This is a genomic window from Psychrobacter sp. 1Y4, from assembly GCF_051847555.1.
This window is the reverse complement of the sequence record NZ_JBPYDE010000001.1, coordinates 305,107-326,026: the sequence shown is the minus strand read 5'-3', so window position 1 is coordinate 326,026 and position 20,920 is coordinate 305,107. Positions and strand designations below refer to the sequence as shown.

19 protein-coding genes are annotated in these 20,920 nt (G+C 42.5%); 9 read left to right on the top strand and 10 right to left on the bottom strand.

Translation table 11 applies throughout. The features are described from left to right. The first annotated feature begins 185 nt into the window (after window positions 1–185). The gene (locus ACS8FC_RS01375) at window positions 186–974 is read left to right on the top strand and encodes an SDR family NAD(P)-dependent oxidoreductase (protein WP_439295644.1); all 789 of its coding nucleotides are present in this window, start codon (window positions 186–188) and stop codon (window positions 972–974) included. Window positions 975–1,017: 43 nt separating this feature from the next. Here ACS8FC_RS01375 and ACS8FC_RS01370 read toward each other — a convergent pair whose 3' ends face one another. Then, window positions 1,018–2,310, bottom strand: coding sequence for a right-handed parallel beta-helix repeat-containing protein (locus tag ACS8FC_RS01370; RefSeq protein ID WP_439295643.1), 1,293 nt, complete (start codon window positions 2,308–2,310; stop codon window positions 1,018–1,020). A 131-nt stretch (window positions 2,311–2,441) separates the two neighbouring features. Between ACS8FC_RS01370 and ACS8FC_RS01365 the strand changes: the two genes are divergently transcribed. Then, entirely contained in the window at window positions 2,442–2,759 is a 318-nt protein-coding gene (locus ACS8FC_RS01365; protein WP_439262653.1) for a hypothetical protein, read from the top strand. A gap of 77 nt (window positions 2,760–2,836) precedes the next feature. On the opposite strand, the gene hemH is transcribed toward ACS8FC_RS01365, so the two are convergent. Then, window positions 2,837–3,856, bottom strand: coding sequence for a ferrochelatase (hemH, locus tag ACS8FC_RS01360; RefSeq protein WP_439262655.1), 1,020 nt, complete (start codon window positions 3,854–3,856; stop codon window positions 2,837–2,839). A 344-nt stretch (window positions 3,857–4,200) separates the two neighbouring features. Here hemH and metX point away from each other — a divergent pair, with 344 nt between their 5' ends. From metX to ACS8FC_RS01345, 3 genes are all read left to right on the top strand, one after another. After that, a complete protein-coding gene (gene metX, locus ACS8FC_RS01355) occupies window positions 4,201–5,517 on the top strand; it encodes a homoserine O-acetyltransferase MetX (protein ID WP_439295661.1) in 1,317 nt (438 codons plus the stop codon). Further along, window positions 5,514–6,131, top strand: coding sequence for a methionine biosynthesis protein MetW (gene metW / locus ACS8FC_RS01350; RefSeq protein ID WP_439295642.1), 618 nt, complete (start codon window positions 5,514–5,516; stop codon window positions 6,129–6,131). Before metX ends, metW begins: the two co-directional genes overlap by 4 nt. Before the next feature lie 386 nt (window positions 6,132–6,517). Further along, a complete protein-coding gene (locus ACS8FC_RS01345) occupies window positions 6,518–7,099 on the top strand; it encodes a tetratricopeptide repeat protein (RefSeq protein WP_299185536.1) in 582 nt (193 codons plus the stop codon). A 99-nt stretch (window positions 7,100–7,198) separates the two neighbouring features. On the opposite strand, the gene ACS8FC_RS01340 is transcribed toward ACS8FC_RS01345, so the two are convergent. Next, window positions 7,199–7,819 (bottom strand): peroxidase-related enzyme, encoded by a 621-nt coding sequence (locus tag ACS8FC_RS01340; protein ID WP_439295641.1) that lies wholly within the window; start codon window positions 7,817–7,819, stop codon window positions 7,199–7,201. Window positions 7,820–8,078: 259 nt separating this feature from the next. On the opposite strand from ACS8FC_RS01340, the gene trhO reads away from it, so the two are divergent. After that, the gene (gene trhO / locus ACS8FC_RS01335) at window positions 8,079–9,167 is read left to right on the top strand and encodes an oxygen-dependent tRNA uridine(34) hydroxylase TrhO (protein WP_439295640.1); all 1,089 of its coding nucleotides are present in this window, start codon (window positions 8,079–8,081) and stop codon (window positions 9,165–9,167) included. Between the two features lie 73 nt (window positions 9,168–9,240). On the opposite strand, the gene uraH is transcribed toward trhO, so the two are convergent. Together uraH and serA are read right to left on the bottom strand one after the other, a co-directional pair. Next, window positions 9,241–9,666, bottom strand: a complete 426-nt coding sequence (uraH, locus tag ACS8FC_RS01330; RefSeq protein ID WP_439262661.1) for a hydroxyisourate hydrolase — start codon at window positions 9,664–9,666, stop codon at window positions 9,241–9,243. A 295-nt stretch (window positions 9,667–9,961) separates the two neighbouring features. Then, on the bottom strand, window positions 9,962–11,188 hold the full coding sequence (gene serA, locus ACS8FC_RS01325; RefSeq protein ID WP_439295639.1) for a phosphoglycerate dehydrogenase: 1,227 nt from the start codon (window positions 11,186–11,188) through the stop codon (window positions 9,962–9,964). 342 nt (window positions 11,189–11,530) lie between these two features. Between serA and ACS8FC_RS01320 the strand changes: the two genes are divergently transcribed. After that, a complete protein-coding gene (locus ACS8FC_RS01320) occupies window positions 11,531–12,973 on the top strand; it encodes an FAD-binding oxidoreductase (RefSeq protein ID WP_439262665.1) in 1,443 nt (480 codons plus the stop codon). A 134-nt stretch (window positions 12,974–13,107) separates the two neighbouring features. On the opposite strand, the gene ACS8FC_RS01315 is transcribed toward ACS8FC_RS01320, so the two are convergent. Continuing rightward, window positions 13,108–13,737 (bottom strand): BLUF domain-containing protein, encoded by a 630-nt coding sequence (locus ACS8FC_RS01315; protein WP_439262667.1) that lies wholly within the window; start codon window positions 13,735–13,737, stop codon window positions 13,108–13,110. Window positions 13,738–14,107: 370 nt separating this feature from the next. On the opposite strand from ACS8FC_RS01315, the gene ACS8FC_RS01310 reads away from it, so the two are divergent. Both ACS8FC_RS01310 and ACS8FC_RS01305 read left to right on the top strand, forming a co-directional pair. Continuing rightward, window positions 14,108–15,748 carry a carbon-nitrogen hydrolase family protein gene (locus tag ACS8FC_RS01310; protein WP_439262668.1) on the top strand — a complete coding sequence of 547 codons (1,641 nt, stop codon included), beginning with the start codon at window positions 14,108–14,110 and terminating at the stop codon, window positions 15,746–15,748. A 171-nt stretch (window positions 15,749–15,919) separates the two neighbouring features. Next, window positions 15,920–16,471, top strand: coding sequence for a protein disulfide oxidoreductase (locus tag ACS8FC_RS01305; RefSeq protein ID WP_439295638.1), 552 nt, complete (start codon window positions 15,920–15,922; stop codon window positions 16,469–16,471). 89 nt (window positions 16,472–16,560) lie between these two features. On the opposite strand, the gene ACS8FC_RS01300 is transcribed toward ACS8FC_RS01305, so the two are convergent. The 4 genes from ACS8FC_RS01300 to ACS8FC_RS01285 form a co-directional block, all read right to left on the bottom strand. After that, window positions 16,561–17,154: a glutathione S-transferase family protein gene (locus ACS8FC_RS01300; protein ID WP_439262672.1), complete on the bottom strand. Its 594-nt coding sequence runs from the start codon at window positions 17,152–17,154 to the stop codon at window positions 16,561–16,563. 169 nt (window positions 17,155–17,323) lie between these two features. Next, window positions 17,324–18,439, bottom strand: a complete 1,116-nt coding sequence (gene ald, locus ACS8FC_RS01295) for an alanine dehydrogenase (protein ID WP_439295637.1) — start codon at window positions 18,437–18,439, stop codon at window positions 17,324–17,326. 214 nt (window positions 18,440–18,653) lie between these two features. After that, window positions 18,654–20,012, bottom strand: a complete 1,359-nt coding sequence (locus ACS8FC_RS01290) for an NCS1 family transporter (protein WP_439295636.1) — start codon at window positions 20,010–20,012, stop codon at window positions 18,654–18,656. 61 nt (window positions 20,013–20,073) lie between these two features. Then, window positions 20,074–20,772 carry an aspartate/glutamate racemase family protein gene (locus tag ACS8FC_RS01285; RefSeq protein ID WP_439295635.1) on the bottom strand — a complete coding sequence of 233 codons (699 nt, stop codon included), beginning with the start codon at window positions 20,770–20,772 and terminating at the stop codon, window positions 20,074–20,076. Between the last annotated feature and the right edge of the window lie 148 nt (window positions 20,773–20,920).

Sequence of the window (20,920 nt, the reverse complement as noted above, 5' to 3'; positions counted from 1 at the left end):
GATATGTACCTTAGCGATTAACTTTGCTTATTAATTTGCTATACTCAATATAAGCTCGAGGGACAATAGCAGTGTTTATAACAGTGCCGACTTTATTGATACCTATACTAAGGGTGTTGCTAAATATCGTGACTTAGCGTTGTACCTTGATTTACTCATTATTGCTCATTATTAAGTTACTCATTATGAATATATTAATCACTGGTGCATCGCGTGGTATTGGTTTGGCCACTGCCAAAAAGCTGGCGGCAAAGGGTCATAGCGTTGGTCTATTTGCAACCAATACTGATACGCTTGAAGACGCAACTAAAGATAAAGCTTTTAAAAAAGCGATCAAACAAAAACGTATCATAACTGGTCAGCTTGACGTAACCCAGCCTGACTCATGGGAAGACGCTATCAGTCAAATGATTGATAATTTTGGCAGTATTGACGCGTTAATCAACAATGCAGGTGTGCTAGTCAGTGGTGCTTTGCCCGCGACTGATTTACAGCAGCAGCTGTCTTTAATCGATGTCAATTGCAAAGGCGTACTCATTGGCTGTCATAAGCTTGCGCCTTATTTGGCTGATAGCAATAATGGTAAAATCGTTAATGTGTCCTCAGCGTCTGCTATTTATGGTCAGCCTGAAGTTGCCAATTATGCAGCCAGTAAGTTTTTTGTCCGCGGTCTCACCGAAGGCCTTAATATTGAATATCAAAAGCTCGGTATCAAAGTCATAGACGTCATGCCGCTTTGGGTTAAGTCTGATATGACAAAAGATATTGAGGTGACAAGCATTGATCGCTTGGGTATCAATCTAAACGTCAATGACGTGGCAAAAACGTTGTGCAAATTGTCCACCAGTCCTAATCGTAAAATAAAAGGTACGCATTATGCTGTTGGCTTGCCAGCCAAAGTCTTTCAGACGCTCTCACAAGTCACGCCCGACCCAATCATACGTTGGGTAAATACCAAAGTGGGTGCCAAATAAAGCGCAGACCATTTACCAACAGCTTATCGTATTATCTTGACGGCTACTCAATCTGAGCGGCCGTTTTACTTGCCGCTCGAATATCAATCGCTTGCTCGATGGTTTTGTCGGTGAAGGTATTGTTTTTAATAAGCGTGTTTTTGATTGGCCCTGCTGCGCTGTCTTCGCGAACTTTTGAGCCAATATTAATAGGCAAAGTAACGTCAGCGGCGAATTGATTACTACTAATAAGCGTGCCATCATCCTCCACAACAACGCCCTGCTCGACTTGTTCAAAACGATTATTGATAATCTGATTGTTTTTAGCACTGTCTAAGTGATAGCTGGCAAAAGGCGTCTCTTTAATCAAATATGCACCGCACGCAAAACCTTTTAAATTGCGTGACTGTCTTGATGCCACCCATACGCCCACTGGCTCATCTTGAAAAACATTACCGCGAATAATATTGTCACGGCTCGATTCTGTACGTTTAAAATGATTACCCCGCGTTGGATCATCAGTATGCTCAAAGCAATTGCGATACAGCAATATACTGCCTGCGCCATTATGGATAAATCGATTATTCTCGATGCGATTACTGCTTGAAGAATCCACCGCTATCGCCTCTCGATTGGGCTTAAACGTGCGAAAACCATTACCGATAAACACAGAATTTTTAATCACATTATCGCGGCTACCAAATTCTAAATATAACCCCACGGTGCCTGCATTTTGAATATGTATTTTATTAAAAGTGACATCATGCACATGATCGCCGACGAACATACCACTGTTAATACTGTTGCGACTAGTAACGTTGATTACGCGAATATTTCTTGGAGCAAGCCTCCGATTGGCAGCAGAATCGATAAAGCCGCGAATGTAGCGCTGATTTGGTTGGCTATATTGACGAATATGTAGCGCATGACCATAGCCATCTACATGACAATTGGCAACGGCAATATCTTCGATAGCATTATCCGTCTTAGGTTTAATCGTAATTGCACTGGCCGTTGATTGATCATCGGCCATTGTACTAAGCGCAGCTCCCTGACAGTCAAGTGAGCTGTCTGATTGACTAAGGACGAAACGTACTGATTTTTCTGTTAGATCACAGCTTTGGTTTAAAGCACTATGGTCTTTTACATGGACGGTTTGCTTGGGTGTCAATTGCGCGCAATCTATAATAGTGGTCGCGGCAGGTAGCTTGGTATCAATCACGATTGACTGCTTTGCAAACTCGTCAGTATCGTCTACAGCTGCTATATTGCTAGTAGGCAGGCTATCGCAAGCGGCCAAACTGACGCTGGCACTTATCAACGCTACTATTATTGGTCGCTTATTGTTTTTCATCATGACGATCTCATCAGTCGGCTTATCTTACATTTTTTGAACATGCTGTGACACCTTACTACTGGCAGTAAACCTCTTAAAGCTGCACAATATTGACAACATCCAACCTATCATAAAAAATTAAGGAATGACTTATGGATAATTCAAAAACCCCACTTCCAGACGCACAAGATCGCATTGATGGTGACAGTAATCAGCAAGTAGATATGGACAATCCCATGCTGCATACCTTTGACGACGACGATGTGATTGATAACGATGCAGGCTTTAGTAATACTGAAGTAGGCAGCGCGGCAACTGAAGGACTTACTCCGATACATCGTCAAAACGTTGATGAAGCCACTATTGATAATGTCCTTGTACAAGACAATCTAGATGATGGTGACTATCCGGATATTGTCGATATCGCTGATAAAGATGCTGCTGAGCACAGCAATAGTGATGATCTATAACGAGCAAACCCCAGTTAAAAAATACCGAACAGTATCAATGTCCGGTATTTTTTTGTCTTTGTATTGGGATATTTAGGTTATACCCAGCCATCAAGCGTACCCGCCCAGCCTTTAACTAGAGGTGCGCTCATGGCTTCTAATAAGTCGATGTGCGCCTCATCTATGTTTAGCGCTGGAATATAATGGTACTCTTGTCCGCCTGCATTAAGAAAGTTATCACGGTTTTCAATCGCCAACTCCTCTAAGGTTTCAAGGCAATCAGCTGAAAATGCGGGACTTAAAATCTGTACCGATTTGACCCCTGACTTCGCCCACTCATCAAGTACCACATCGGTATACGGCTTCACCCATTCCTGCTTACCAAAACGTGATTGAAAGCTTATAATCCATTCATCATCGGCAAGACCCAACGCCTGCACCACCTGCGCGGCGGTGCATTTACATCGGCTTGGATAGGGATCGCCTTTATCAGCATAAGGCTGCGGAATACCATGAAAGCTAAACATCAGTTTTTCGGGTTTGCCATGTGTCGCCTGAAAACGACGAATGCTATCGGCTAAGGCTTTAATATATAAAGGATGAGCAAAGTAGTCTTTGACAATCGTGATATTGGGCAAATTGCGCTGCTTTTGTGTCCATTTTGTGATGGCATCATAGACTGCACCTGTTGAAGTTGCTGAATACTGTGGAAATAGCGGCAACATCACAAAATGGTCGACACCATCAGCGCGCAATTTGTCCATGACATCAGGCAGTCCTGGATTGCCGTAGCTCATCGCTGGATGCACAGATACGCGATACGGCGCCGCGTCTTTCGCCAAGCGCGGCTCAAGCTTAGCGACTTGTTCATTTAAGATGTTGCGCATAGGCGAGTCGCCATCCCAAATACTGGCATAAGCTTCTGCCACGCGCTTAGGACGACTGGGCAAGACAAACAAGTTGAGAATGATAACCCACAAAAACTTAGGAATCTCAATGACGCGAGGGTCAGATAAAAACTGTTTGAGGTAACGACGGACAGCAGGCGCTGTCGGCTCATCAGGTGTCCCAAGGTTGACTAATAAGACGGCGATACGTGGCGGCAGTTTAGGTTTCATAAAGGCTGTATGTTATTCATAAGTAATAAAGGAGGATTGTTAAGACGATATTTATTTAATATCTGATTAGTGTAGCATTTTATCGTAAAAAAACGCATAGCAAAGGCGGCCTTTATACAATTTGCTACGCGCGTCAAATAAAGACGGCGCATGGAGGTTGTACTCCTACGCGCATCGCCATACAATAGGCAAGCTCATTTTAAAAACAGTATAGAAAAATAGTCTTCATCTTGTCTTTTTTTTATTGATGATCGTTGTCTTGCGAGGTAGCTTTGAACGCACGCCCTGATAGTACCAGTGACCAACTTCCAAAAGATACATTCGATTCGAATCGCTCAGTCGACATGGTTGGCTCAGTAGGAATCGTCACACCCGAAAAATTCCATTTTGCCGAACCGCTTACTTTAGAATGCAATCGTACCCTGCCGTCTTTTGACTTAATGGTCGAGACCTATGGCACACTTAATAAGGATAAATCAAATGCCATTTTGATTTGTCATGCCCTATCAGGCAGTCACCATGCAGCGGGCTATTATAGTGTTGACGACAAAAAATCGGGCTGGTGGGACAATATGATTGGCCCTAATAAAGCCATTGATACCAACCAGTTTTTTGTGGTGTGTGTCAATAACATCGGTAGCTGTTTTGGCTCCACGGGCCCAACGACCATCAACCCTGATACCCTTGATCAAGCCGATGGCAGTGAGCCACAAGTCTATGGCCCTGACTTTCCACTAATCACTATCAAAGACTGGGTAAAAACTCAAGCAATGCTCTCTGACCGCTTAGGCATCAATGTTTGGCACGCTATCGTCGGTGGTTCTATGGGCGGGATGCAGGCGCTACAATGGTCAGTTGATTATCCAGACAGACTAAAACGCTGCGTCGTTATTGCTAGTACACCAAAGCTATCTGCGCAAAATATTGCTTTTAATGAAGTCGCTCGTCAGTCCATCCTCTCTGACCCTGATTTTAACGACGGCCGTTATATACAAGCAGGCACCTATCCTCGTCGCGGGCTTATCCTTGCGCGAATGGTGGGTCATATTACTTATCTGACTGAAGATGCAATGAAAGCCAAGTTTGGCCGCGACCTAAAATCAGGCAAATTTATGTACGGCTATGATGTCGAGTTTCAAGTCGAGAGCTATCTGCGTTATCAAGGTGAACGCTTTAGCAAAAACTTCGATGCCAATACCTATTTGCTGATGACCAAAGCCTTAGATTATTTTGATCCAACGCGCGACTATCCATCAACACAAACGCTAGATTCGGCAGCATCAGTGCAGCTTGAAGACTCGATTGCTGCATCAATCAACGCCCCTGAGAGCACACTTGAAGACAACCTTGTGACTCAAGATGATAGCGAGAACGACAATCATCAAGAACTGACCGCGCTCAAAGCAGCATTTGCTCATACCAAATGTCAGTACTTAGTCGTATCATTTACTACCGATTGGCGCTTTGCTCCCGAGCGCTCGCAAGAAATCGTAGATGCACTCATGGCCACGGGCAAACCAGTCAGTTATATCGATGTTGATGCGCCGCACGGTCATGATTCGTTTTTATTTAATATTCCACGTTACATGGGCGCGGTCAAAGGCTTTTTAACGGCACCCTTTATGACGAGCAACTCAATAACCCAAGGAGAGCGCTCATGAGAATGGATCATCAGCTGGCCGAGCGCTGGATTGCGCCGCAATCGCACGTATTGGATTTGGGTTGTGGTAATGGCGATCTGCTCGCACATTTACAGCAAAAACTGGACGTAACAGGTTATGGGCTTGAAATCGATGAAGACAAAATCAACGAAGCCATCGGTAAAGGTTTATCTATCGTCGAGCAAGACCTCAATGATGGGCTGGCACGTTTCGCTGACAACAGCTTTGACACCGTCGTCATGGCGCGCGCCCTACAGGCGGTCAAAGCCCCTGACTTACTGCTACTTGATATGCTGCGTGTTGCTCGCGAAGCCGTCATCACCTTTCCGAACTTTGCCCATTGGCAAAACCGTATTCATCTAGGGTTTAAAGGTCTGATGCCAGTATCAGAAGCCCTACCTTATGAATGGTACGATACACCAAACATTCATCTATGCACGTTCAAAGATTTTGAGCAGTTATGTGCCAAACACGATATTCATATTCTTAGTCGTTTTGCTGTCAGTGACTCTGATAAAGGGCCCTCTCCTTTACTATCAACTTTAATAAGACAAGCACCCAACTTATTAGCGGACGTTGCTATCTATAGAGTAACCAAACAAAAATCCATTTGAGTTCATTATATTCAGTAGCTGTCTAAGTATTGTGTTTTGTATATTCATTCTTACGGTTTAATAACTGTATGATTTTGTTACATACTACGATGTTTAAAACGACGTTAAAACGAGTAATTAGTATTTGAGTTTCGTAACTTTGGGTGGTAAGCTAGCAAAATAGTGTCGATGACACCCTCATTACAATTACTTATCTGTTGAGTTAGCGTAAACGAAGAGACTTATGTTCATAAGTTTGCTATTCATTCATAGTTAATATGATGTTGCTAATAACTAGGTAAGTTCATACTGCAAAGTGTAATGTCTGCGATAGTGTCGCTTGATGATATAAATTTTGGCGGCAAACTTTATCCATTGCTTATCAACTGCCTAATTTTGGAGCTGCTATGAAACTACTAAAAGCCGCCTTGTTTACTGCTTTATTCTCCTGTGCTGGACTGGCTAACGCTGAGTTAATCTCAAACGTACCACTTGATACGTCGCGTTTTGAGCTGATGCCTGTTAGCGAGCTGTCTAATCGTGCCGCCCAAGGTAACGATCATGCTCAGTTTTACCTAGCCAAGCGCTTGCAAAAAGGGGAAGGCGTTGCTCAAAACACCCAGCAAGCTATCCAGTGGTACACTAGAGCGGCTCAGCAAGGCGTTGCCCCTGCTCAGTTGAACTTAGCTATCATGTATTTGCGCGGTGAAGGCGTGAAGCCTAACCTCCAACAAGCTCGCGTTTGGTTAGAAAAAGCGGCGATGCGTGGTGATAATCGTGCCAGTTATACGCTTGCATTGTTAGATGAGAAGCAAAAAAACCTGGTTGATGCTTATAAATGGTATGACTTAGCTGCTCGTGATGGCATGCTGGATGAAAAAGTACGTAATAAAGCACGTGGTAAAATCGGCCAATTAGCATTGAACTTATCAAGCTCAGATATCGCAAGCGCTCGTAACCAAGCGGATCGTTGGTTCCAGAGTAAGTAAGATTTAAGCTTTTAGTCCATAAAAAATCCAGCTTATAGGCTGGATTTTTTGTGTCTGTATTCTGTATAACGATAAATGATTAAATAAATTAGATAGCTGCTACTCTTTTGGCTCGCGTGCCATCGTATAGAACTCCGTATTTGACTGCATGTTCATTACAATTGCCATTCTATTCGACAAGCCAAAAAACGCGGTAATACCTGTGATATCTAAAATATCCTCGTCATCATAGCCATGCTCTTTAAGTGCTGCATAATCCGAATCTTGGATGAGCTCTGGTGTACAACAGAGCTTGACTGAAAACGCCAGCATGGCTTTTTGTTTAGGGCTGATGGGTGCATGTAAATAGTTGATTGCTATTTGATCTGCCAGTAGTGGTTCTTTAGAAAACACACGCAGTAACGCACCGTGAGCGATGACACAATATTGGCAGCCATTGGCGGCACTCGTCGCAACCACGATCATCTCTTTTTCAGCTGGGCTTAGCGTACTACCTTCTCGCTCCATAATCGCATCGTAATAGGCAAAAAAAGCTCTGAACTCTGCTGGGCGGTACGCTAACACTAAAAACACATTAGGAATGAATTTGGCCTTTTCTTGTACCGCAAGAATACGTTTTAGAATATCATCAGGCAAGCTATCTAAAGATGGTACAGGGTATCGGCTAATAGGCGCGCTCGTGGAAGGATTGTTAGCAGAATTAATAGACAGATTACTCATGTGTCATCTCCATTGACATTAATTGATGGTTATACCTAATTAGTCTACCTTTATAAATGAGTAATAAGTAGTTAAAAAGGTGCTTAATTTATATCGTTTGCCTTTATAAAACGTTCAAAATACGCACCAAATTTGCTACACTACGCGCGCACTAGTCAATTCCACAATCATGTTAGTGTGATTAGCTTTACTTATTAGATCTACCAAACACCTCAAACCCAATGCACTAGGTTTGCGACCTAGCCAGCAGGAGAAAACCATGAGTACCACTCAAGATAGCAATACCAAACACAGTACTATCCAAGACACTACTACAGACAACAATAAGTCAGCGCCCGCCTACGATAGCGTGACTAACAATATCGTCGTAGCTGCTCTTTATAAGTTCACACGCTTTGATGACTTTGAGCAACACCGTGAGCCAATTCTAAATACCATGCTTAACAACGACGTCAAAGGCACACTATTGCTCGCAAGTGAAGGCATTAACGGTACGATTTCTGGCAGCCGCCAAGGTATTGATACTGTCCTAGACTATCTGCGTAGTATCGAAGCAATCGGCACTTTTACTTTTAAAGAGTCTTATACCAATACGCAGCCTTTTTACCGCACCAAGGTCAAGCTAAAAAAAGAGATCGTTACGATGGGCGTAGAAAATATCGATCCATTACAGTCAGTTGGACGCTATGTAAAACCAAGTGAATGGAATGAGTTAATCTCGGACCCTGATGTCATCCTTATCGATACCCGTAACGACTATGAAGTACAAATCGGTACTTTTCAAAATGCAATCAATCCAAACACCGAGACTTTCCGAGAGTTTCCGGAATACGTAGCAAAAGAGCTCGACCCAGCCAAACACAAAAAAGTGGCGATGTTTTGTACTGGCGGTATTCGCTGCGAAAAATCCACCGCTTATATGCGTGAGCAAGGGTTTGAAGAGGTCTATCATCTAGAAGGTGGTATTTTGAAATATCTTGAAGAAGTACCCGCCAGCGATTCTATGTGGAAGGGTGACTGCTTTGTCTTTGACAACCGCGTCTCAGTCAATCATAACCTAGAAAAAGGCGAATATGAGCAATGCTTTGCTTGCCGTATGCCTATTACTCAAGATGATATGCAAAGCATCGCCTATATCAAAGGTGAATCATGTCCGCACTGTATTGAGAAAGCGACCGATGAGCAAAGAGCACGTTTTCGTGAGCGTGAGCATCAGATGCAGTTAGCGAAACAACGCGGTGAAGCTCATATTGGTAGTGATGTCATTGAGGTGATTGAAAAACGTAAAGTGGCTAAGACTGAAGCGCGTCATTCACCAGACTCTACTGATTCAGACAAGTTAGGTTAAATGCTCTGTCAGTAAAGCTCATAACAAAAAAAAGAGGCTCAATTGGCCTCTTTTTTTATTGTCAGTATTTTTATTAGCTACCACGATAAGTGCTGTAACCATAGGCCGATAGCGTGATTGGCACATGGTAATGGTTATTGTCTTCAATATTAAAATTGACTTCAACATAAGGATAGAAAGTCTCTAAACCTTGGTTCATAAAGTAAGGTTTAGTTTCAAAAAGCAGTTTATACGTCCCTTTATGATCAGCATTACCTGCGTTAGGCAAGAAATTACCAATACGACCATTATTATCCGTTTTTTGCTCACTGAGCACTTTCCACTTACCATCATTTTGCGTCATCAATTTTACATTAACGTTTGGCGCAGGCTTGCCAGTGCTGATATCAAGTATGTGACTTGATAATTGGTAATCATCTTGACTAGCTGCTTGTCCAGCAGTTGCTGTCATGGCTAATACGCCACCTAGTGCAGCTGCTTTTATTATGTTCATTTTCATAAAAACCCTTGCTGTTATTGTTTAAGATTAAACAATGAGCTGTACTAACTCAAAATTGAGTTCAATTGCTAACTCTGTTATACAGTATAAATTATCAGTCAATCCCTACAACAAAGAAAAGGTTAACTTATACGCTAGTATGTATGGCGGATGTAGTTTCACCAACATTAAACCCACCAAAAAGACAAAAAAAATAGCAAACAACTCCAAGAGAATTATCTGCTATTTATTATAAGGTTAGATAAGAGATTAGCTTTTTCAAGAGGCAAAGTCTTGTATCTAAAAGATGCCAATATTAAAATAAGATCCGAATACGAATAGTCTCTTCTACATCCTTTAATTGATCAAGAGCAGCATCAGAATCAGTGTAATCAACATCCATCACTAAGTAGCCTACATCACCTTCAGTCATCAGGCTTTGCGCCAAGATGTTGATGTGTGCCTCTGCAAATAGACGGTTAATTTGCGATAGGACACCTGGCACGTTTTTGTGAATATGTAGCAAACGATGCGTGCCTTCTTTAAAGGGAATAGAAACCTCTGGGAAGTTTACAGCCGTGATGGTATCGCCTTGATCAGAATATCGTACAAACTTTTCTGCCACTTCTAGACCAATATTGGCTTGTGCTTCTTGCGTTGATCCGCCGATATGCGGTGTCAAAATGACATTATCGAATTTACGCAGTGGTGACTCGAATTCTTGATCGGCAGACTTTGGCTCTTTCGGAAATACGTCGATGGCAGCGCCCAAGACTCTACCCGACTCAAGTGCCGCAGCAAGATCGTCAATCTCAACGCAGGTACCACGTGCCGCATTGATAAAGTAACTGCCTTCTTTCATCTGTGCAAACTGCTCAGCTTTCATCATATAGCGTGTGCTTGGCTCATCAGGCACATGCAACGTCACGATATCAGCAGTAGATAGTAGCTCATTTAGGCTACCTACTTGATGGGCGTTGCCCAGCGGTAATTTGGTCACCACGTCATGATAGATAACTTTCATACCGAAGCTTTCAGCCAGTACAGATAGCTGTGAGCCGATAGAGCCATAACCGACGATACCGATAGTCTTCCCACGTACTTCATGTGAGTTGGTAGCAGACTTGCCCCAGCCGCCGCGATGGACAGTGGCGTTTTTTTCGGGGATGCCGCGATATAGCATGATGGCTTCTGCCAATACCAATTCAGCTACTGAGCGAGTATTCGAGTATGGCGCATTAAATACTGGAATACCAAACTCACGAGCCGCATCAAGATCGACTTGATTGGTACCGATACAAAAGCAACCAATACCGATAAGCTTATCCGCGTGCTCAAGGACTTCACGAGTCAGCTGCGTGCGCGAACGAATACCAATGAAGTGCGCGTCTTTGATTTTCTCAATCAGCTCATCTTGATCTAGGGCGTGACTAAGATAGTCAATATTTTTATAACCAGCGTTGTCTAAAACCTTTAAGGCGTTCTCGTGTACACCTTCGAGTAATAAAAACCGGATTTTGTCTTTTTGTAATGATAATGCCATATGAGGACTGTCCTATGGTTGTCTTATTAAAAATAATCTATGCTAGGGTAAACGAAAACAGTCCGGTTATCTTACACAAAATTTAACGGTGATGTTAGCAGATTAGATGAATTATTGCTTATCAAGCCTGAAAACTTTTTATGCTATAGTGAGCTTTGTTATCTAAACATTGTTTAAACTGCTTTATTCACTATTTACAGCCTTTAAGCGTTCATAATATTACCTATCTCGTCCTAACTGATTTATCTAAAGCAGCTACTCGCTAGCCCTAACTTTAGTTAAAATTTTTTGGTTAAGAGAAGCCGTTAGGTGTAGCGCTAATGTTTATACAGAGACTCAATCATGACGCCATTTGCACCTCAGACTACAACTGTTACCGATACTAATAAGCTCGAGATCATCTTTGATACCTTGGTAAATGAGCACAATTTCGATAATACACAAATTAAAACCGATAGCGAAAGCTTAGAGCATTGGGGCAAAGACTGGACCAAGCATTTTGCGCCCGCGCCCACGGCTATTGTCTTTCCAAAAACGACGGAACAAGTACAAGCTATAGTGCTACTTGCTAATGAGTACAACATAGTGCTAACACCTAGTGGCGGTCGTACGGGTTTATCGGCTGGCGCGGTCGCTGCCAATGGCGAGATTGTCGTTAGTATGGATAAAATGAATCATATCGGACAATTCTACCCTGCTGATCGTTTGGTCGAAATCGAAGCAGGCGTGATAACTCAGCAGCTACAGCAATTCGCGGAGTCCAAAGATTTGTACTATCCCGTTGACTTTGCTTCAGCAGGCTCTAGTCAAATGGGTGGTAATATCGGCACCAATGCTGGCGGTATCAAGGTTATTCGTTACGGTATGACCCGTCAATGGATTATGGGTTTGACCGTGGTCACAGGTAAAGGCGATATCTTACAATTGAACCGTGGTATGGTCAAAAACGCCACTGGCTATGATTTGCGCCAGCTGTTTATCGGTAGTGAAGGTACGCTAGGCTTAGTCACTCATGCACAGATCAAACTTGAGCGTCTGCCACAAGAGTTGAACGTCATGGTACTTGGCATGGACAGCTTTAACGATGTGATGAATGTGTTGTCTGCTTTTCAAGCGAAGATTGATCTAACTGCCTTTGAGTTTTTTGATGATGTGGCAGTCGATAAATTAATGGCGCATGGTCAGGTCCAAGAGCCGTTTGAGTCGCGCACCAAGTTTTATACGCTGCTTGAGTTTGAAGCGCCTTATGAGCCTATTATGGATAAAGCCATGGCAATATTTGAGCATTGCATGGAACAGGGCTGGGTCGTTGATGGCGTCATGAGTCAGAGTCTAGCGCAAGCCGAGGAGCTCTGGAAACTACGTGAGTATATCTCTGAGACCATTTCCGTATTCACACCATATAAAAATGATGTATCGGTATTAATCAGTCATGTACCTGATTTTATCGCTGAGATTGATCATATTGTCAGCAGCAATTATCCTGACTTTGAAGTGTGTTGGTTCGGTCATATTGGCGATGGCAATTTGCATCTCAATATCCTCAAACCTGAGAATATGACCAAAGATGACTTCTTTAATGAATGTCAGATTGTTAATAAATATGTGTTTGAGACCGTACAAAAATATGGTGGTTCGGTATCTGCTGAACATGGGGTCGGCATGACCAAAAAACCTTATCTTCACTATAGTCGCAGCGAGATTGAGATTGACTACTTAAGACAGATCAAAAAAGTGTTCGATCCAAACAATATTATGAATCGGGGTAAGATTTTCGATATGTAGCGACACGTTTTTTAGTTGGTATGACAAGACAGTGACGCTAGGTACCATTCGTCACTGCTCCATCACTATTTTTTTAATCGCTACGAATAACTAATAAGCTGGACTTTAGCCGGGCTGTCTATAAATATGGCAGTCTACAAATACAAGAGTAATAACGCTGCAACGACCAATATGCATAAGAAGCTTTGGACAACTAAAAACGCTTGATGAGGTGCTGCAATATGCTGAACCATATTGCCCAATGCATTGTAAGTAATACCCGCCGCTTTGATATGAGGCGGGGTAACAAAGTTTCTGATAATTTGTAAGAATTGCTCTGTGCGCTTGGGAGACCAACCATGCGGACTAAAAGGCAGATATGGTGCTAACAGCGCAGCTTGTTGTTTGGTTGCGGGCGACCATAGCCAGCGCTCCAAAAACAATAAGCGCATACGCCAATCCATAAAGCTACGTTTATCAATAGCTTGAACTAAGAGGACTTTAACGTTTTTATGCCGCAAGTCTGCAAAAATACGGGCTTGTAAACTGAGTACTTCTTTTTTGCTACCTTCAATACATTGTAAAAACTGACCATTGCCATAACATAAGATACCAGTGATGCCATGGTCTTCATTGTGATCGCGTGCGTGCTTTTCTACTTCATCAAATATGAGAGTATTTATGCGACTTTTAAAAGTGATGCTACTCACATACACCAGCTGAATAAGTGCTGACTCTTCTATATTCTCTAATAAATCAGTTGTATCACCCTGTTGCAAAGACATGCAAAATCCTAAAAATAGCGCTTTTGTATGGATAGTAAAATATTCAAAACTCACATTTAAATGAGCCGAATCATACAATTCACAAAAACGTAGTAAATATTTACCATGCCAGACTGTCATTAGTTATCTTAGTTGATAAAATGACACCCCTTAGGGAACATGCTACCGCAAAAAAGCATACCAAATAATCACTGTGGCTATAACAACTCGTTGTAAATACGACAATTAAATATTGTAACGATTAAACGAAGCAATAGGTATATTTTTATGAGTTTTGTTACACAAAAATTCAGTATTATCAATACTCTAAAGCCTTATTCATCTATAAAAATTATTATCTGACATCCCAAATATCCAAAACAGGAATATTATGAGCAAAATTGAAAAATTAGACGACTTTCATTTAACGATTGCCGAAATTAAGAAAAAAGATTACGCCCAATTAAAAGCGTTAATGGATCGCGTCTATGCAAATTTAGGCGGCGCATGGTCAAAAACCACGATACATACCTTGATTGATGCTTTTCCAGAAGGGCAGATTGCGTTATTTGATCATGATCAGTTGATCGGTATCGTACTATCTATGCGTGTTGATTATGCCAAATTTTCTAACCCGCATACTTATGATGATTTGATCGGACAAAAAGAAATCATCAAAGACAATCCTGAAGGCGACGCTATCTATGGTTTAGATGCATTAATCGATCCTGAGTATCGCGGTTATCGTTTGGGTCGTCGGTTATATGATGCTCGTAAAGAGCTGTGCCGTCAGCTCAACTTTCGTGCCATTTTGGCGGGTGGTCGTATTCCAAAATACCACGACCATCAAGACCTCACCCCTGGCGAATATATTGATGCTGTTGAATCACGTGAGATTCATGATCCAGCGTTATCGTTTCAGCTGTCTAACGGCTTTATCGTCAAGCGTATTTTGACTGCTTATCTACCAGATGATAAGCAATCTAAAGGTTTTGCAACCTTACTTGAGTGGGCCAATATTTATTATGAGCCCAAAGACTACAAGCCCAATACGCGCAAATCTGAAGTGCGTATTGGCGGTATTCAGTGGCAGATGCGTGAAGTTGAGTCACCAGAAGAGCTGTTACAACAAGTTGAGTTCTTCGTCGATATAATGGCAGATTACAACTCTGATTTTGCTTGCTTGCCTGAGTTTTTTAATGCGCCATTGATGGGATTATGCGAATCAACAGATCAAAACATCGCTATCCGGTTTTTGGCCGGTTACACCGAATGGTTTAGAAACGAGATCTCGCACTTAGCCGTCAGTTATAACGTCAATGTCATTAGTGGGTCGATGCCATTGCTCGATGAAAATGACACTTTATATAATGTCAGCTATTTATGTCGCCGTGATGGCACTGTTGAAGAACAGCGCAAAATCCATATCACGCCACATGAGCGCAGTGCTTGGGTTATTGAAGGTGGCGATGAGGTCAAAGTATTTGACACCGACGCTGGCCGTATCGGTATCCTAGTCTGTTACGATATTGAATTTCCTGAACTTGCCCGCTTGATGGCGCTTGATGATATGGATATCTTGTTCGTACCGTTTTGGACAGATACCCAAAACGGATACCTAAGGGTACGTCATTGCGCTCAAGCGCGTGCAATCGAAAACGAATGTTACGTTATGATTTGCGGCTCAGTTGGTAATTTGCCACAAGTTGAAAGTCTAGATATACAGTATGCTCAGTCGTCCATCTTTTCGCCTTCAGATTTTGCGTTCCCTCACGATGCGATTATGGCAGAGACCACTCCAAATACAGAGATGGTGTTCTTTTCTGATTTGAACTTGGATAAGCTTACTTACGTGCGTAATGAAGGTTCAGTACACAACTTAATCGATCGCCGTGATGATTTATTTAGCTTAAAATGGAAGAGAAAATCGAAAGTTTCTGCCAGTAAACTGAGCGACGACGAACGTCATGAAAATTCTGGTAGCGTATTATTGGGCGATGCATTGCAAGGACGTGCGAAAAAGTCTCACTAATGCCATTCAGTAGCGTCAACAAACCACTGTATATATTGATAAATTGCTACTTTAAACATCATTATTTAAATAATACGGCTGACTATACAGCCGTTTATTTTTGTCTAAAAATTTTTTAAAAGCCTGTTGTTCAAGCCCTCTATTTAAGTAAATATGCAATAAGCAGACACTATGATTACAGATGTTGAAAAGACCAAAATAAAACCTAAAAAGACCCCAAAACAGAGGTTATTATCCGTACTCAAAACCGTACTATTATATGGTTTTGTCTTTTTGGTCATCTATACTGCGATTAACTGGTGGCGACAGCCCGTCATGCCAGCCAACCCACAGCTACAATTGACGGACTATCAAGGCCAACCCGTTGATTTGGCTGCTATGAGTGCAGATAAGCCAACGCTGGTATATTTCTGGGGTACATGGTGTCCGATTTGTAGTGTGACTTCGCCAACGATAGACAAACTTGCAGCGTCTAATGACTATCCGGTAGTCACTGTCGCAATTAAGTCAGGTTCTGATCAAGAACTTGACAGCTACCTTAATGAGCATGATTATAGTTTTACAACAGTTAATGACCAAGACGGCAATATTTTTGCCGAGTGGCAAGGACAAGTAACGCCCTCTTATGTGGTCTTAAAAGATGGCGAGATGACGCAAGGGTTGACAGGCATTCAGCCGCTTTGGTCCCTTAAATTAAGGTTGTGGCTTAGCGCCAACTTTTGACCAAAGCTGCCTGTATTTGTTTATGAGGACTTAACTTATTTATACCCGTAGCCCTACGTAAATAGTTTGTTCTTATAAAAAGTGCTGCCTTATATTCCAGGCATGCTGACAAAATCTGGTAACGCTTTTATACGCTCTATCCAGTCTGTTATTGCTGGATAAGGCTTCAATGATACGCCGCCTTCCTCGCTAAGTGCCACATAAGGAAAGCACGCTAAATCTGCTAATGTTGGCCGGTCAAGCTCTAACCAATCACGGTCTGATAGATGTTTGTTTAAAATATCTAGAACACGAGCTGACTTATTCCGAGCTATATCAATATCAAGCTCGTAACCAAACTTATCATGCAGCCGTGCATCGTTAGGGCCTCTTGCAATCTCACTCTCAGCGACCATTAACCACTGAACAACTTTGGCCTCCTCAGCAGGCGTTGTTGGATACCAGTCTGTTCTATCGAACTTTCTAGCAAGATAAACCAAAATGGCTTGCGAATCTCTGAGAGTCAAATCGCCATCGATCAATACTGGCACTTCACCAAACGCATTTCGTTCAATAGACGTCTCGTTCTTGTGCTCACCCCCCAAAAAATCTACTGAATGCAGCGTATAAGGTTGTTTTATCAATGCTAAGAACAGCCGAATCTTGTAGCAATTCCCTGATACCTCTAAATCGTAAAGCTCCATGTCTATTATCCTTTTACTGGTTGGTGTCATTGATTAGCTTTATCATCCACCATATAATAACGAATATTTGACGTCAATTTAAATCACTGAAAACATTATCAAAATCACTGATTTTTTATATTGCAGTGCGGCTCATAATGAGTACAACAGTCACCATGTTCTTAAAAAATTAACCAATCAGCTCATCCAGCGCTTTGTACTCATAGTCTAGTGCCTTAGCAACAGCTTCATAAGTCATATAGCCTTGCATGGTATTGACGCCTTTTGCCAATGCTGCATCATCAAGACAGGCCTTCTGATAGCCTTTGTTAGCAAGTGCTTGTATGTATGTTAAGGTGACGTTAGACAATGCCATGGTAGAAGTACGTGGAACAGCGCCAGGAATGTTTGCCACCGCATAGTGGACGATACCGTGCTTTATGTATGTGGGACTATCATGAGTGGTGATACGATCTGTGGTTTCAAAGACCCCGCCTTGATCAACTGCAATATCGATGATGACACCGCCATCGTCCATAGATTCGATCATCTCCTTAGTCACCAGTTTGGGTGTCGCTGCGCCTGGAATCAATACGGCACCAATAACCAAATCACTGTTTTTGACACTCTTTGCGATATTGAGCTTATTAGATACTAAAGTTTGTACGTTATTACCGAACATCTCGGACAGCTCTTTTAACCGCTGAGGGTCTAAGTCTAAAATAGTAACATCAGCACGTAGCCCAACGGCAATTTTGGCAGCTTCCGTACCAGATACTCCGCCACCGATAATAGTCACTCTGCCCTTTTGAATGCCAGGGACTCCGCCAAGTAACACCCCTTTACCACCATAAAAAGTTTGCAAAAACTGCGCACCAATTTGTGTACTCATGCGTCCAGCAATCTCACTCATCGGTGTGAGCAGTGGCAATGAATTATCCATTAGCTGTACCGTCTCGTAAGCAATCGCGGTCACTTTGTTGTCGATTAATACTTTGGCAAGCTCAGGCTCATTTGCTAAATGCAGGTAGGTAAATAGGATTAAGTCTTGGGTGAGATATCGATGTTCAACTGTTTGCGGCTCTTTTACTTTAATGACCAGTTCTACCTCCCACGCGCTAGACGCATCATCAGCGATGGTCGCGCCCGCTTCTTTATAATCATCGTCAGTAAACTGTGAGCCTATGCCAGCATCCTTTTCAACGAGCACATCGTGACCATCATCGACTAGGACACTGACTCCATTTGGCGTTAAGCCAACCCGATTTTCGTTGTTTTTTATCTCTTTTGGAATTCCTATTTTCATAATTTCATCTTCCTTGATGAGAGTAGAGTGGTGTATTTAACTATAGAAAATAAGTGGTACAGGGTCAGTGTTATAAATACAGCCCAACAATGAACCATAAAGGTTATCATGCAGGAACTCACTGCCCAACGCAACAGCCCCTATAGTAGAGCTCTCTACTATAGGGGCTGTTTAACGATTTATGCAAAAAGACTGAGTACATCAATCGCATTGACTACGACATAAAGCGCTGTGCAGCTGGCATCTTAAGCATCAATATCCAATAGATAGCTCCTGCTGGAATCAAGCTTGCATACCAAGAGATGCTCGAAAACATCAACGCGACTACGATACCGATGACCATAGCGATGACTGCGGCCATATTCACACCTTTATAAGGCCCATCTTTATCATATAGCTTGTCAAGGTTGAGTTTTTGTTTACGCAAGAAATAGAAATCTACTACCAAGATTGCAAATATCGGGCCTAAGAAGGCTGAATAAGTTTGGATAAATAGATTCAAACCTGCAGCAGATTCGTCTTTTACCAGCTCCCAAGGGAAGGTACAGAACGCTAGCAAACCTACAATAACAGCCGCGGTTTTATACTTAATGTTGAATATGTCCATTAATGCATAAGCAGGTGGAATGACGTTGTTTAAAATATTGGTCGTGACTTGCGCAAAAGCGATGAAAAGCATGGTGATAATCAATAAAGGCTTGTTATCGACAGCGCTAGAAAATACCTGAATAGGATCAACTTCACCCGTCGCACTGGTAACCATGACACCAATTAACCCCATAAATAACGTTGCAGGCAAAATTGAGTTAGCATAGATGACAACTTGACGAAATAGCCCAACATTTTCGCGTAGCTCGCGCGAGTAATCAGATACGTTGAGCATCATTGTGCTATAGACCCCTAAAAACAACATCGTGGCACCCCAAAATGGTGTACCCCATGTGCCCTCGACATTGACAAGGTTAGTCGAAATCGTATCACCGTACTTGTTAATAACACTAAAAAACATATAAGCGAGTGAACCGATAATAAAAATCGAACCGATGTTTTCAAGCCATTTAATACCATGAAACCCAAGAACGGATAAACCAATTTGTAAAAATTGAAAGCCTACGAAGAATACGACAATGTTGCTATAGCCAAACAAAGTGTCGGATACTAAGTTTAGGGCACCAGCGCCGATCCAGCTTTGAAAACCAAACCAGACAATCGCTGGCACCGAACGTACCAGTGCCGGAATACGGCTACCTGAAAAGCCAAAGGCAGAGCGGGTTTGTACCATGAACGGTATGCCGTATTTGTGGCCTGCTCGACCATTAATCATGAGCGCAGCACCAATAACGGTACAACCAATTGCGATAGCCAATACTACCTGTAGCAGGTTTAACGTACCCACAAGTCCTGAACCAACGGTGAATGTGCCAATTGATACACATCCCCCCAACCATGCAAATAAATAAGACCATGAGCCCATAATACGCGTGGTTTGCGGTGCCAGACTCTCCTCCCCGATTGCCTTATTATCGAGGGTTTGTACTCCTGCCGCAGCGACGGCAACTTTCGCATTTTCCATTACGTTCCCCTTCCTTGAGAAAGTTTGTTGGTTAATCGTGGATTAATTCATCTTGGTTAATTTAATTCTCAATCGGTGCAGCATAAGCACCAACCTTACTGGTTTTAAGACCGCAGCCAATCAAAGCCTCAACCATGCGCGTAGCAACAGTGACACCATCAATAACAGGAACGCCAGTCTCTTTTGTCAGCCATTCTGTCAGATCTGCCATACCAGCACATCCCAAAACTACGGCCTCACAATTGTCTTCACGCACTGCACGTAAGATCTCATCACGAACCTTTTCACGTGCGCCAGAGCCTGGCTCTTCAAGAGCAAGTACTGGTATGGCAGCTGAGCGTACACGGCGGCAGCGATGTGATAAGCCATAACCATGGATAAGATCTTCGATGACAGGTACAGAACGAGGTAGCGTTGTGACCACACTAAAAGATGTCGAAATCATACTTGCGGCCTTGACTGCGGCTTCACAGATTCCGAGAACTGGCCCTGAAAAGACTTCGCGGCAAGCACCGATTCCTGGATCGTCGAAACAGGCAACCACTACCCCATCAACACCCTCTGCTTCGGCTTGTTTTAAACGCTTTATTAAACCAGGAACAGACATCGCTTCATCGTGATGCCCTTGAATAGAGGCAGGTGCATCCGTGCCAGAAGCACCAATAATGGTAGTGCCTGCGCTGACCTTTTGACGCGCGCTTTCTACGATTTTGTCTGTCATAGAGGTTGTAGAGTTTGGATTCATGACTAAAATTTTCATAGCGTCTCTCTATTTATAAATTTTGCTATTGGTTTCGTTTTCTATCATCGGCTTTTGTCTTTGACTATTCATTAATATAAAATAATCGTTGTTAACAAACATTGTTAACTATTATTGTTAACAAAACAATCAAAAATTTATAATATTT